This is a genomic window from Photobacterium lucens (assembly GCF_009873615.1).
Classification (GTDB): Bacteria; Pseudomonadota; Gammaproteobacteria; order Enterobacterales; family Vibrionaceae; genus Photobacterium; species Photobacterium lucens.
The window spans coordinates 1-15,244 of the sequence record NZ_SSMG01000328.1; the positions used below are offsets into that span (position 1 = coordinate 1).

12 protein-coding genes are annotated in these 15,244 nt (G+C 42.0%); 11 read left to right on the forward strand and 1 reads right to left on the reverse strand.

Annotated features, from left to right (window positions below; translation table 11 throughout):
* Positions 1-82: 82 nt before the first annotated feature.
* The 7 genes from E5A76_RS14105 to tusE all read left to right on the forward strand — a co-directional run bounded on the left by E5A76_RS14105 (position 83) and on the right by tusE (position 7,539).
* Positions 83-1,312 carry an L-lactate MFS transporter gene (locus E5A76_RS14105; RefSeq protein ID WP_053989549.1) on the forward strand — a complete coding sequence of 410 codons (1,230 nt, stop codon included), beginning with the start codon at positions 83-85 and terminating at the stop codon, positions 1,310-1,312.
* 588 nt (positions 1,313-1,900) lie between these two features.
* Positions 1,901-2,929: an amino acid ABC transporter substrate-binding protein gene (locus E5A76_RS14110; protein WP_107166563.1), complete on the forward strand. Its 1,029-nt coding sequence runs from the start codon at positions 1,901-1,903 to the stop codon at positions 2,927-2,929.
* 126 nt (positions 2,930-3,055) lie between these two features.
* Entirely contained in the window at positions 3,056-4,255 is a 1,200-nt protein-coding gene (locus E5A76_RS14115) for an amino acid ABC transporter permease (protein WP_161119305.1), read from the forward strand.
* Between the two features lie 4 nt (positions 4,256-4,259).
* Positions 4,260-5,357 (forward strand): amino acid ABC transporter permease, encoded by a 1,098-nt coding sequence (locus E5A76_RS14120; RefSeq protein ID WP_107166565.1) that lies wholly within the window; start codon positions 4,260-4,262, stop codon positions 5,355-5,357.
* Positions 5,358-5,370: 13 nt separating this feature from the next.
* Positions 5,371-6,147: an amino acid ABC transporter ATP-binding protein gene (locus E5A76_RS14125; protein ID WP_272919136.1), complete on the forward strand. Its 777-nt coding sequence runs from the start codon at positions 5,371-5,373 to the stop codon at positions 6,145-6,147.
* Positions 6,148-6,393: 246 nt separating this feature from the next.
* Entirely contained in the window at positions 6,394-7,062 is a 669-nt protein-coding gene (locus E5A76_RS14130; protein ID WP_053989545.1) for a Bax inhibitor-1/YccA family protein, read from the forward strand.
* Between the two features lie 147 nt (positions 7,063-7,209).
* Positions 7,210-7,539 carry a sulfurtransferase TusE gene (tusE, locus tag E5A76_RS14135; protein WP_008987284.1) on the forward strand — a complete coding sequence of 110 codons (330 nt, stop codon included), beginning with the start codon at positions 7,210-7,212 and terminating at the stop codon, positions 7,537-7,539.
* 91 nt (positions 7,540-7,630) lie between these two features.
* Here the strand turns inward: tusE and yccX are convergent, their stop codons facing one another.
* On the reverse strand, positions 7,631-7,903 hold the full coding sequence (gene yccX, locus E5A76_RS14140) for an acylphosphatase (protein ID WP_107166567.1): 273 nt from the start codon (positions 7,901-7,903) through the stop codon (positions 7,631-7,633).
* Positions 7,904-8,000: 97 nt separating this feature from the next.
* Between yccX and E5A76_RS14145 the strand changes: the two genes are divergently transcribed.
* From E5A76_RS14145 to E5A76_RS14160, 4 genes are all read left to right on the forward strand, one after another.
* Positions 8,001-9,410: a methyl-accepting chemotaxis protein gene (locus E5A76_RS14145; RefSeq protein WP_161119306.1), complete on the forward strand. Its 1,410-nt coding sequence runs from the start codon at positions 8,001-8,003 to the stop codon at positions 9,408-9,410.
* Positions 9,411-9,549: 139 nt separating this feature from the next.
* A complete protein-coding gene (locus tag E5A76_RS14150) occupies positions 9,550-10,740 on the forward strand; it encodes a class I SAM-dependent methyltransferase (protein WP_053989542.1) in 1,191 nt (396 codons plus the stop codon).
* A 232-nt stretch (positions 10,741-10,972) separates the two neighbouring features.
* The gene (locus tag E5A76_RS14155) at positions 10,973-11,596 is read left to right on the forward strand and encodes a YccT family protein (RefSeq protein ID WP_161119307.1); all 624 of its coding nucleotides are present in this window, start codon (positions 10,973-10,975) and stop codon (positions 11,594-11,596) included.
* Positions 11,597-11,940: 344 nt separating this feature from the next.
* A complete protein-coding gene (locus E5A76_RS14160; protein ID WP_161119308.1) occupies positions 11,941-15,117 on the forward strand; it encodes a chitinase C-terminal domain-containing protein in 3,177 nt (1,058 codons plus the stop codon).
* The last annotated feature ends 127 nt before the right edge of the window (positions 15,118-15,244 follow it).

Consider the following 15,244-nt stretch of genomic DNA (forward strand, 5'->3'; position numbering starts at 1 on the left):
ACTTTTAAAACCTAAGTTTGAATAAATAACCTAGATTTTGTTGGTGAACACCTTTGCCTACAAAGTGCTAATTGAGATAAGTATGAAAAAATTTGATAGAGCGATGCAGATCCTGCTTGCAGGTTTCTGTATCAACTTGTGTATGGGTATTCTTTACGCGTGGAGTGTTTTCAAAAAAGCACTCGTTGTTGATCTTGGCTGGTCTAATGCCGACGCATCACTACCTTACACAGTAGCGATTATTACGTTCTCATTATCATTACTGGTTGCAGGTATCCTTCAAGACCGTATGGGCCCTCGTCGCGTACTTATCCTAGGTACTGTGATGGTAGGTCTTGGCATGATCGTATCAAGCTTTGCTACATCGCCAGCAATGCTGATCGTAACATTCGGTATTATGACTGGTTGTGGTATCGGTTTTGGTTACGCGTGCTTAAGTCCATCAGCGATGAAGTGGTTCCACCCTTCTAAGAAAGGTTTAGTTAATGGTCTAATCGCTGCAGGCTTTGGTCTTGCAGCTGTTTACCTTGCACCACTAACATCTTTCCTAATCAAAGATTTTGGTATTAACAATAGCTTCATGATCCTAGGTATTGCGATCATTGTTATTGCTGTACCACTAGCATTTACTATTAACAACCCACCAGCAGATTACACGCCAGAAGTGCCTGCAGGTTACGATGCGAAAAACAAATCTGGTAACGCTGCTGATCTAAACTGGCGCGCAATGCTTAAAACGCCACAATTCTACTCACTATGGGTTATGTATGCGTTTGCTTCAGCATCAGGTCTTATGATCATCGGTAACATTACGTCTATCGCAGCAGCGCAGGCAAATATCACAGATGCAGCATACCTTGTTGTTATCCTAGCGATCTTCAACTCAGGTGGTCGTGTAGTTGCAGGTATCCTATCTGATAAGATCGGTGGTATTAAAACGCTAATGATTGCTTTCATTATGCAAGCTGTAAATATGGTGATGTTCGCAACGTTCAAGTCAGACTTTACTCTGATCATCGGTGCGGCAGTCGCGGGTGTAGGCTACGGTACGCTACTTGCGGTATTCCCATCGATCATTGCAGACTTCTACGGTCTAAAGAACTACGGTGCGAACTACGGTGTTCTATACACCGCTTGGGGTGTGAGTGGTTTCATCGGTCCAGTTGTTGCAGCATTCGCTGTTGATACAACAGGTACTTACACCCTAGCTTACACTGTGTGTTCTGTAATGCTTGCTGTTGCTGTTGTGCTTTCTTTTGTAACAAAGAAAGTGGACTCAGAAGCTTTAGCTAAGAAAATAGCTAACGCATAAAACACAAAAAACGTTCATGAAAGGCTCAGGTTAACTGGGCCTTTCTTTTTTCTGAGACATCTTTTCTCAATTAAATAAAAATAAACAACACTCCATTACCAATCCCATATTTATTAGATACAAGCACTATCTATTTAAGAAAAAACATTTTTTTCATCCAAGATATAACGACAATATCAGTTATTTAATCCAATCCTTTGGTGTTATCTTAATGTGCATATTTAATCATTAAACTGCATATACGCTTCAATAAATCCAATACCGCCCCCACGCTTCCCGTAGAAATTCTCATTCCTTTAAACAAGCGTTTAAATCGAGTAAAGACGCAAAAAACACGCCAACAGTAAAGCAATTTAAATATTTCTAAGCTTTATGTTGAGATTATTGACCACTGAATAATTAATCACAAATGGTCACTATTTTTATTTTGTTTGGTTTTTCATCTTGTTAGCGTTCCGTGATCTACATCGACCCAATCACTAGACCTTTTTTGTTCTCTTCCTATAATTAACAACTGTTAATATATTGTTAAATTATTTAATTAATACACTTTTAATTTCACATCAGGACCAACAAAGGAAGGTACAAATGGCTAATAAATTATCAGTTGTATTTGCGGCGTTAGCCTCTTCAACTGCCCTTTTTGCTGCAAATGTTAATGCTGAAGCCACGCTCGATAAGGTAATGAAACAAGGTTATGTCCAATGTGGTGTCAGTGCTGGTCTACCTGGTTTTTCTAACCCCAATGCAAAGGGTCAATGGGAAGGACTTGATGTAGAATTTTGTCAAGCTATCGCTGCTGCAACCATTGGCGATAAATCAAAAGTTAAATACATCCCGCTAACAGCAAAAGAACGTTTCACAGCCCTACAGTCTGGTGAAATCGATGTGTTATCACGTAACACAACATGGACATTACATCGTGATACCGCACTGGGTTTGAACTTTACTGGCGTTAACTACTACGACGGTCAAGGCTTCATGGTGAAAAAAGACATGGGCATCAAGAGTGCAAAAGAACTTAACGGTGCTGCCGTTTGTGTACAATCAGGTACAACAACTGAACTCAACCTTGCCGATTACTTCCGTGTAAACGGTATGGAATACAAGCCCGTGGTATTTGATACTGCGCCACAAACCTCTAAAGGCTTCGACTCAGGTCGTTGTGATGTGCTAACTACCGACCAATCTGGTCTTTATGCCCTTCGCTTAAACCTAAAAGATCCAAGTTCTGCGGTTGTCCTACCTGAAATCATTTCAAAAGAGCCATTAGGTCCTGTCGTTCGTCAAGGTGATGATCAATGGTTCAACATCGTTCGTTGGACACTATTTACCATGATCAATGCTGAAGAGTTTGGTGTGACATCAGCCAACGTCGACAAGCTAGCGAAAGAATCCAAAGATCCTAACATTCGTCGACTAATTGGCCTTGATGGACCTAAAGGTAAAGGTATGGGTCTGAAGGACGATTGGGGCTACCAAATCATCAAACAAGTGGGTAACTACGGTGAGAGCTTTGAACGTACCGTAGGTGAAGGTTCACCACTGAAAATTAAACGTGGTCTAAATGCGCTTTGGACACAAGGCGGTATCCAATACGCTCCACCAATTCGTTAACTTTTATCCCTAGTTACCTAGCGGTACTAGGATATAGCACCATTTAGATAATAAGAAACATCGCAATACATAGGGATCCGGGATCGGATCCCTACTTTACATCTCAATAGGAACTGAGGTTGTTTTATGGCTCCTACATCAAATACATCGGATGTATCAAGTCCAAAATCCAAGCAAAGCATTTTCTATAACCCCACATTTCGCTCTGTGATTTTCCAAGTGGTGGCTGTAGTTGGACTGGTATTCTTTTTTTACTCTATTGTAAATAATGCGCTAACCAATTTAGAGTCTCGTGGTATTTCTACTGGCTTTGATTTTCTAACCCAAGAAGCAGGTTTCGGGATCGGTTTAACCCTGATCGAATATGATGAAACTTACAGCTATGGACGAACGTTTGTTGTCGGATTACTTAACACTGCATTAGTGGCGATATTGGGTATTATCCTTGCAACGATCATCGGCTTTATCATGGGTGTTGCTCGCCTATCCTCTAACTGGTTGATCAGTCGATTAGCCGCCGTCTACATTGAAGTATTTCGTAATATCCCACTCTTATTGCAAATCTTTTTTTGGTATTTTGCGGTACTTCAAGCACTGCCTTCTCCACGACAAAGTGTGAGTTTAGGTGAAGCCATCTTTCTTAATGTTCGTGGATTATCGATCCCAAGCCCTATCTACGGTTCGGGTTCAGAAATCATCGGATGGTGTTTAGCCATTGCAGTGGTGTTATCGATTATTTTCTACCGTTACGCTAAAAAGAAACAACAACAAACAGGACAACAACTACCTGTTTTATACACTGTCGCTGGGCTTGTTTTAGGCTTACCTTTAATTGCGTTTTTCGTCACAGGTATGCCGATCACACTAGAATATCCAGAGCTCAAAGGCTTTAACTTTAAAGGTGGTATCACCATCCTGCCTGAGCTGGCAGCCTTGTTACTTGCTCTTAGTATTTATACCGCTTCCTTCATTGCTGAGATTGTACGCTCAGGCATAAATGCGGTTAGCCATGGTCAAACAGAAGCAGCCGAAGCGCTCGGTTTATCCAAAGGTAAAACGTTACGTCTTGTCGTGGTACCGCAAGCACTGCGTATCATTATTCCCCCACTCACGAGTCAATATCTAAACCTCACCAAAAACTCATCACTCGCGATGGCAATTGGTTATCCCGATCTTGTCTCAGTCTTTGCTGGTACAACCCTAAACCAAACAGGACAAGCCATTGAAATTATTGCTATGACTATGGCGGTGTACTTAACACTAAGTTTATTAACTTCGTTATTGATGAATATCTATAACAAGAAAGTTGCATTGGTAGAGAGGTAACACGATGAAGAAACATGAATTTCTACCAGACTTGCCGCCACCAGCAAACACTGTAGGTCTAATTGGCTGGCTACGAACTAACTTGTTTTCGTCAGTCACTAATAGCATTGCTACTCTTCTACTGGGCTATTTTGCTGTACTTGGGATCTGGTACATCATTGATTGGGCATTTATTAATGCCGATTGGTCTGGCGACAGCCGTGATGCATGTACCAGCAGCGGTGCTTGTTGGACATTTATCAACGTTCGCTTTGATCAGTTTATGTATGGCTTCTATCCAACTGATGAGTTATGGCGACCACAATTATTCTACGCCACATTAGCTATTTTCATTGGTTTGTTGGCCTACGAAAAAACGCCATACCGTGGTTGGATTTGGTTATTCTTCGTTAACATCTACCCTTTTATTGCAGGTTTCTTACTTTACGGTGGCGTATTTGGATTACCTGTTGTGGAGACTCACCTTTGGGGCGGATTATTAATCACCTTAATCATTGCCATTGTTGGTATTGTCGTCTCACTTCCTATCGGTGTCGTATTAGCCTTAGGTCGACGCTCTGAAATGCCAATCATCCGCAGTATTTGTACGGTATACATTGAGTTATGGCGTGGAGTGCCGCTCATTACGGTACTCTTTATGGCATCAGTGATGTTGCCGCTATTCCTATCATCAGAAATGGAAACCAATAAATTGATCCGCGCCTTAATGGGTGTTGTGATGTTCAGTGCCGCTTATATGGCAGAAGTCATACGTGGAGGCTTGCAAGCTATTCCAAAAGGGCAATATGAAGCAGCTGACGCACTTGGGCTTACTTATTGGAAGAAGATGTACCTCATTGTTCTACCACAAGCGCTGAAAATTACTATCCCGTCGATTGTGAATACCTTTATTGGCTTGTTTAAAGATACCAGCCTTGTTCTTATCATCGGTATGTTTGATGTACTTGGTATTGGACAAGCAGCAACGACCGATCCTGAATGGCTAGGCTTTGCAACCGAGAGCTATGTATTCGTTGCACTGGTCTTCTGGATCTTCTGCTTTGGTATGTCGCGTTACAGCATTTATTTAGAAAACAAATTGCACACTGGGCACAAACGTTAGCAAGGAAAGCATTATGACGAGTAGTACTTCAAAACCTCAAACTGATAACACCAGCTCAGATCTGATGATCCAGCTAACGGATGTGAATAAATGGTATGGTCAGTTCCATGTTCTTAAGAATATCAATTTAAACGTTAAGAAAGGCGAAAAAATCGTTATCTGTGGCCCTTCTGGATCGGGGAAATCCACCATGATCCGCTGCATTAACAGTTTGGAAGAGCATCAGAAAGGACAAATCATTGTTGGCGGCACTGAGCTCACTGACGATCTTAAAAACATCGAGCTAGTACGCAAAGAAGTGGGCATGTGTTTCCAGCACTTTAACTTGTTTCCACACTTAACCGTGTTAGAGAACTGTACCCTCGCCCCTATTTGGGTAAAGAAAATGCCAAAGAAAGAAGCTGAAGCATTGGCAATGAAATACCTTGAGCGTGTACAAATCACCGATCAAGCCAATAAATACCCTGGTCAACTCTCTGGTGGTCAACAACAACGTGTAGCGATAGCCCGCTCACTGTGTATGAACCCGCAGGTCATGTTATTTGACGAACCAACTTCAGCTCTTGACCCTGAAATGGTTAGAGAGGTATTGGATGTCATGGTCGAACTGGCTAACGAAGGCATGACCATGCTTTGTGTCACTCATGAAATGGGGTTTGCACGACAAGTCGCCGATCGGGTTATTTTTATGGATCAGGGCGAGATCATCGAAGAAAACAACCCACAAGATTTCTTTGATAATCCTAAATCTGACCGTACCCAGTTGTTCTTAAGTCAAATATTACATTAATCACACTTAATGAATGTTTCAAAGAAAACAACGTATTAGTTAAAGGCTTTGTTCCTACTTTGAAACATTCAGTTACACATTAAACTCAATTTCACCACTTCGTTTAAGTAATATACGGGTTAGCAGTGTTAACGTGCTTCAACACAAAGATTTTAATATTGATGGCGTCGTTATACTTGCTTTTATGATAATTTAGCCTCATATATAAATGAATAGTCTCAATATAACTACCCTAAGGGGATTTTTATGAACGATCGTATAGTTAATCGTGACGGCGGTTACGAAGGCTTACTATCTACCAATAAGGTTTTACGTAACACCTACTTCTTACTTTCGTTAACTTTGCTATTTTCTGCTGCTGTAGCAGGAATTGCGATGGCAATGAACGTACCGCCAGTACACTGGATTGTGTTACTCGTTGGCTTCTACGGCCTAATTTTCTTAACTGAACGTAACCGTGACAGCAGCTTAGGTCTGTTCTTTGTATTTGCACTGACAGGTTTTATGGGCTTTACCCTTGGCCCAATCCTAAATATGTATGTTAGCGCTGGTTTAGGCGATGTGGTTGTAACCGCTCTTGGTGGCACGGCTTTCACTTTCCTTGGCTGTTCAGCTTATGCATTAACAACCAAGCGTGATCTGTCATTCTTGAACGGTATGCTAATGGCTGGCTTTATCGCTATCCTTGTTGCAGTAGTTGCAAACATCTTCTTAAAGATGCCTATGCTATCGCTAGCGATCAGCGGTATGTTTGTACTGTTCTCATCAGCTGCAATCCTATTGACTACTCAGTCAATCGTTCGCGGTGGTGAAACAAACTACATCTCAGCAACAGTGACGTTGTATGTATCTATCTACAACCTATTCTTAAGCCTGTTGCAAATTCTTGGTGTTATCAACAGCGATAATAACTAAGCATTAGCTGCTCGAATTTCAAATGCCCGCTATTTTGCGGGCATTTTTATTTCTATCTTCTTTTCACCCAATATATTAACGACTTTTACTTGCAGCAATGCTGCTCTCTCACTATCCTTTGAGCCGAAATGAATACCGAGGCTCATCATGCTTGAATTTAATAACAAAGAAATCGAAACTGACGCACAAGGTTATCTGAAAAACGTTACCGATTGGTGTGAAGAACTGGTGCCCCTACTTGCAGCAGATGAAGGTATCGAGCTATCTGAAGCGCACTGGGAAGTGATCCGTTTTGTGCGTGAGTTTTACTTAGAATTTAATACATCACCTGCTATTCGTATGCTAGTAAAAGCGATGGCGAAACAATACGGTGAAGAAAAAGGTAACTCGCGTTATTTATACCGCTTATTCCCTAAAGGCCCAGCAAAGCAAGCAACCAAATTAGCAGGTTTACCTAAGCCGGTGAAATGCATCTAAGAGATTGTAGTTCGATCTCCAACTAACGACCGCAACAATGGATAGAAAAACCATGTTGTGGTCGTTTTAGTGTTCACTTGTTTTGCCATGTTTATCTAATCGCAAAACCATCCATATGTCGCCATTCCAATCGTTCAGTATTGATCGATTGTACATCAGCAAGTTTTACTCCACTGGCAAGCCACAGTAACAATGAATCAATATCCGATTCCTCACCACAGGCCATGATTTCAACACTGCCATCCGGTAAATTCTTCGCATAGCCTTTCAAACTATACTTCAATCCTTCATGGGCGGTATGAAACCGAAAGCCCACCCCTTGGACGCGACCCGTAACGTTCGCTCTAATACAAAGTTGTGACATCCATCACCTCAAGTTTTACGTAACTTTGTCGATATATTTCAGGTACCTCCCACCGAGTTACTCACCACACTTTATATATACTAATTAGGACTTAAGTATGAAAGAAGTCGCCTTTCGATGGATCGATAAATACCTTATACACTTAAAGTTAACTGAGAAGTTTTACTTAATTTTTCTTCTTCCGTTTATCGCTATTCTCTTTGTCAGTGCAATTTTAGTTGATGCTGCAGCAACGCAGCGCTCAGAAATAACACAACAACAACTCCAGCTAACGGCAAATATTTTCCAACAGCAAAATATCTCCTCCTCCGATGCAGCCCTTCTACTGCAAAATAGCGCTATAAAAGTATCGAATACTGGTTCTTCTGATGCCGTTTTTGTCAGCGGTCAAAACTATGCATTAGAAGCAATAGCTCAATCTGGGTTACTTAATTACCTATCAACAACACAATGGGTTGTGACGGCTATTTTACTCGTTATTATCCTTGCCGTTGTGTACTACATCATGACTTTCATCGGTGGTGCGATGTTTAATATGCACAAAGCACTTCAAAGTCTAGCTGATGGCGACTTAACACACCGTTTAAATTTTTTCCCTGTTCGTGATGAATTCAGTCGTATCGCTATCACTATTGATAAAGTCGCTGAACGTGAACAACAGTTAGTGTTAGCAACCCAACAAGCCGTCGCACTAATGCAGCAGATCAGTGTTGATTTACGCCAACGTAGTAATAACAGCGGTGATTTATCGCAATCACAACAAAGCCACTTAGACTCACTTGCCAGTGCAACCGAGGAAATGGCAACATCGATTCGTGAAGTCGCAACCCATGCTCATGAAACATCACTTCAAACCCAAGAAGCACAAGCAGTTAGCGAAAATGGTCGCGTAAAAGTTAGCGAAACAAAAAATGCGATTTCTATTCTTTCAAGTGAAATCAATGCCGCAGCACAAGCCGTATCTGCACTTGATAGTAATGCAGCCAAAATTGATGATGTGGTAACAACCATCAATGGTATTTCAGAGCAAACTAACCTGCTGGCACTCAACGCAGCCATTGAAGCAGCACGTGCTGGTGAACAAGGTCGTGGTTTTGCCGTGGTTGCAGATGAAGTACGTACCCTTGCTGGTCGTACCCAAAGTGCTACCGTTGAAATTCAGCAGATGATTGAATCACTACAACAAAACAGCCAACAACTGATTGCTGTAATGCAAAACACCGTTGATAACGCTGTTAACAGTGAGCAATTGATGGATTCGGTTGATAATGAAATCGGTCAAATTAACGAACGCAATCAAGGGATCTCTGATCGCAGTTCTGAAATAGCAGCAGCCGCTGAGCAGCAAGGTGCAGTAGCAGAGAGTATCGCAAGTAGTGTTGAGCAAGTCCGTACTCAGTCTAATCAAATTGCGACAATGATCAGTGAAGCAAACAGTGAAATTGTTCAGCTAAACCAACAAGCCCAAATATTAGAGCAACTGATGAGTGGCTTAAAAGCGTCATAAGCCCCCCATCAGCAAAAGTAATCTCGCTTTTTTATGCCGTCATCTTATTTGTATCCGATAAGTTGGCGGCTTTTTCATTTGATTTTATATGGCTAGAGAAAGATAATACGCCCCTTTCAAATTCCATACTGGGCATGTCATGACAGCTTCTATTTATTTGGTAAAAGGCCGCGAAAAATCATTACGTCGTCGCCACCCTTGGGTTTTCTCTCGCGGTATTGATCGCATTGATGGTAAACCTGGCTTAGGCGAAACCGTCGATATCTACGACAACAAAGGCGAATGGTTAGCAAAAGGCGCTTATTCACCACAATCACAAATTCGCGTTCGCGTATGGAGTTTTGATAAAAACGAAAACATCGACGTTAACTTCTTCATTAAGCGCCTTAATCAAGCGCAAGGTTTACGCGATATTCTTGCTGCTCGTGATGGCCTAACTGGCTATCGTTTAATTGCAGCAGAATCTGATGGCCTACCGGGTATTACCATTGACCGTTACCAAAACTTCCTAGTCTGTCAGCTGCTAAGTGCTGGTGCTGAAGCACAACGTGATGTACTAATTGAAGCGCTACAGCATTGTTACCCAGAATGCAGCATTTACGAGCGTTCTGATGTTGCTGTTCGTAAAAAAGAAGGTCTAAAACAGCGTACTGGTGTGCTTCATGGTGATGAGCCACCACAATTTGTTACCATCGAAGAAAACGGCGTAAAAATTAACGTTGATATAGTGGGTGGTCATAAAACAGGTTTCTACCTTGACCAACGTGACAGCCGTGAAGCATCCGTAAAATACGTTAACGGTAAACGTGTATTAAACTGCTTCTGTTACACAGGTGGTTTCGGTCTTTATGCTCTTAAAGGCGGTGCTAAAGAAGTGGTTAACGTGGATGTGTCTCAACACGCACTGGATACCGCGCTGAAGAATGCACAAGACAACGGCTACCCTGTTGAGAATGCACAATTCTTAAATGCTGATGTATTTAAACTGCTACGTGACTACCGTGATCGTGGTGAGTTATTTGATGTAGTAATTATGGATCCACCTAAATTTGCTGAATCTAAATCTCAGCTTGTCGGTGCTTGTCGTGGTTACAAAGATATCAACATGCTAGCAATGCAAATTCTTAAGCCCGGCGGTACGCTACTGACTTACTCTTGCTCTGGTTTAATGGATAACAACCTGTTCCAAAAAATCATTGCTGATGCGGCTCTTGATGCACACCGTGATGTTCAGTTTATTGAACGTTTCAGCCAAGCAGCTGATCACCCACTAGACAGTGCTTACCCTGAAGGTTTCTACCTAAAAGGCTTTGCGTGTTACGTTAAGTAATCACTACTGTTCTTGTACTAGATACACGATATTACGAAAGCTCGGTGATTGATCATCGGGCTTTTTTTACAACTCAGCACCAAGTAACATGCCATATACTTTGAAATTATTTGGGTATTGTTGTCTACACGTTAATTACATACAGACACCATTTGTCATCGGTATTAATAAAATAATACAATAAGAAAATACCAATAGCGCATTTTGCTATCGACAAATACAAGGAATTAACATGAAACTACGTACAGCACTTTTAACCCTAGCCGCTTGTGGTGTGAGCTTCTCTTCTTTTGCTAACGTCTCGCTTACCCTACCTGACTCTGCTGATCTTGTTCTTGTAAATGGCACAAAAGCGCAAGGTAATGGCCCTCTTTCATTAAAAGATGGTGATAACCAAATTGCTTTCCGCTACGAAACTAACTACCGCGAAAATGGCGATACTCACCTATTCAAATCAGAAGTTGTGATCGTGACATTCGATGGCAACAATGAAAATTACACATTAACGCTACCTAAAATTCATAGCCAATATGAAGCAAAAGCGTTTAACAAACAGCCAAACGTAGAAATTACAGATCAACAAAATAACAACGTCGCGATTAAACAAGACGTTTTAATCAAGAATGGCGTTCAAATTGGTCGTGATTTTCAACAAGAAATTGCAAAATACAATCTCAGTGGCGCACCAGCGGCATTAACATCAGCAATTTCTGTTTCTGTGCCACAGGTACAAAATGTTGCAGTAGAAAAAAGTGGAAAAGTTGATCAAGCCTACGTAACTAAGATGCTTAATTACTGGTACGAAAAAGCAGATAAAGCGACACAAGACCAATTCAAAGCATCAATTAACAAGTAACACATAAATTAATACTCGTTAAATATCATATGGATAGCTATAAATCTTTAGCTATCCATACTTTTTAGTTCTACCTAATACCAAATTTATACCACTTCTCACGTCATCATTTTGACTCTCACTAACTTCCTTTTTGTGTTGAACAGTTGCTTTTAATTCAACTTTGCAATGAATATTTACATTTCTTTTACATACTTCCGAGAGCAGCCTTAAATATCAGAACATCTTGCCGTGCAATATTAGGTATCAGCTTTATAGTTTTTTTACGGCGCTCAAAAAGATTTAAAAAGAATAATTGCCAGGCTGGGTGCTGATATTTATTAACTGAAACTAAAGGATACCTAATGGATAATGGTAAACATGGAACGATGAGGAAAGGGATTTTCACTCTTAGTACTCTAACTATGTCATGCTTCTTTGCACTCAACGCACAAGCTGCAGTTGATTGTACAGACCTTGCAGAATGGGAAAGTAATAAAGTTTATACTGGCGGCGACCAAGTTCAGCAAAATGGTGTTGCGTATAAAGCGAATTACTGGACTCAGAACAACTCACCAGCAGATTTTAGTGGTGACTATGCTCAATGGATTGAGTTAGGTTTATGTTCTGATTCATCAACTCCTGTTGAAAACGTTGCACCTACAGCAAGCATTACTTCACCTACCACGACAACCTCTATCACAACCGGTGAAACAGTCCTTATCAAAGCGAATGCAGCAGACACCGATGGCACCATTGCTAAAGTCGACTTCCTTGTTGACGGCACTGTTGTAGGTAGTTCAACGACAGCCCCTTACGAATTTGCTTGGGTTGCCACTGAAGGCGCACATAGCCTTGCAGCTGTAGCTTACGATGATAAGAACGCTGCAAGTAGCCAAGCTAGTGTGACTGTTGATGTTGCACCTGAAGGCCCTGTTAACCAAGCACCAACGGTATCTGTTGCCGTTTCAGCAGCAACTGTAGAACTTGGTGAAGTTGTAACAATTACTGCTGACGCAGCTGACGCTGATGGCACAGTAGAGAAAGTAGATTTCTACGTAAACGGTGCTCTTGTTGGCACTAAAGCAACCGCGCCTTACGTACTTGAATACACAACGGTACAAGCAGGCTCTGCGAAGATCTTTGCTCGTGCAACAGATGATAAGAACAAAACTTCAGATTCAGCAGTAACAGCTGTCACCGTCAATGGCGCTGTGGTTTCTAATGGTTGTCGTCCTGATGGTTTATACCAAACTGAAGGTGTAAACGTTCCTTACTGTTCTATTTACGACGAAGAAGGTCGTGAGAAGATGGGCGCAGATCACCCTCGCCGTGTGATCGGTTACTTTACTAGCTGGCGTGCAGGCAACGATCCACAAAGCAGCTACCTAGTTAACGATATTCCATGGGAGCAGTTAACACACATTAACTACGCATTCGTAAGTATCGGCTCTGACGGTAAAGTAAACATCGGTGATACAACGGATCCAACCAATGCCGCAGTTGGTATGGAATGGGATGGCGTTGAAATTGATCCAGCACTTGGCTTTAAAGGTCACTTCGGTGCTCTTGCAACAGCGAAAGCAAAACACGATGTGAAGACATTGATCTCTATCGGTGGTTGGGCTGAAACAGGTGGTCACTTCGGTACAGATGGTGATCGTGTTGCTGATGGTGGTTTCTACACCATGACAACAAACTCAGATGGTTCAATTAACCATGCTGGCATCGAGAAATTCGCAGCATCTGCGGTAGAAATGATGCGTAAGTACAAGTTCGATGGTCTAGATATCGACTACGAATACCCAACTTCAATGGCAGGTGCAGGTAACCCATACGATAAGGAATTCATGGAACCACGTCGTCCATACCTATGGGCTTCGTACCAAGAATTAATGAAAGTTCTACGTGAAAAACTAGATGTTGCTTCTGCACAAGATGGCATTCACTACATGCTAACAATTGCAGCACCATCATCAGGTTACCTACTACGTGGTATGGAAACCTTTGATGTAACGAAATACCTCGATTACGTTAATATCATGTCATACGACTTACACGGTGCATGGAATGATCACGTAGGCCACAATGCTGCCCTATTCGACACAGGTAAAGACTCTGAGCTTGCACAGTGGAACGTATACGGTACAGCGGCTTACGGTGGTATTGGTTACCTAAATACTGACTGGGCTTATCACTACTTCCGTGGTTCTATGCCAGCAGGTCGTATCAACATTGGTGTGCCTTACTACACCCGTGGTTGGCAAGGCGTAACAGGTGGTGAAAACGGTCTATGGGGTCGTGCAGCGCTGCCTAACCAGTCTGAGTGTCAAGCAGGTACAGGTGAAGGTGAGAAGAACAACTGTGGTTACGGTGCAACGGGCATCGACAACATGTGGCACGATCTTGACCCACAAGGTAAAGAGATGGGTGCAGGTTCTAACCCAATGTGGCACGCTAAGAACCTTGAGAAAGGTATCTTCGGCTCGTACGCATCAGCTTACGGTCTAGATCCAGCTAATGATCCGGAAGATAAATTAGTCGGTACTTATACTCGTAACTACGATGATGTTGCTGTTGCTCCATGGTTATGGAACGCAGAGAAGAGCGTATTTATCTCAACGGAAGATAAAGCCTCTGTTAGTGTGAAAGCTGACTACGTAATCGATAAAGAAATCGGTGGTATCATGTTCTGGGAGCTTGCGGGCGACTACAACTGTTACCTACTAGATGCAAACGGTAAACGTACTAACACAATTGATGCTACTGAAAAAGCCTGTGCGTCAGGTAATGGTGAGTACCACATGGGTAACTCGATGACTAAAGCTATCTACGATAAGTTTAAGTCAGCAACACCATACGGTAATACCATTGCTACAGGTGCGATTCCAACACAAGCTGTTGACATTGCTGTGAAGATTGATGGATTTAAAGTGGGCGATCAAAACTACCCTATCAATCCAAAAGTCACTTTCACTAACAACACAGGCGTTGACCTACCAGGCGGTACAGAGTTCCAGTTTGATATTCCAGTATCTGCTCCAGATAATGCGAAAGATCAGTCTGGTGGTGGCCTAAAAGTGATTGCTTCTGGTCACACGCGTAGCGATAACATTGGTGGTCTAGACGGTACAATGCACCGTGTAGCCTTCTCACTGCCTAAGTGGAAGACACTACCAGCAGGTGATAGTTATGAACTAGACTTCATCTACTACCTACCAATCTCTGGCCCAGCTAACTATACAGTTAACGTTAACGGCAATGAGTATGCATTCAAGTTTGAACAACCAAACCTACCATTAGGTGACTTAAATGCAGGCGGTGGTAATGGCGGTGGCGACAATGGCGGTAACAACGGCGATTGTGATACTACAGGTCTAAACACTTATCCGAACTGGCCACAAACAGACTGGCAAGGTACACCAACACATGCTGGTAGCGGTGACCAAATCATCCATGATGGTGCGGTATACAAAGCAAACTGGTGGACATCATCAGTACCAGGTAGTGACGGTAGCTGGACTAAAGTGTGTAACATCTAAAGCTAACGTATAAATCACGTCTAAAAGCAGGTAGTTCGCTACCTGCTTTTTTATTCAATAAAGCATAGAAAAGCAGACATTTATACAGATTTAAACGATTACATGATTACTTTATACGCAAAAATGC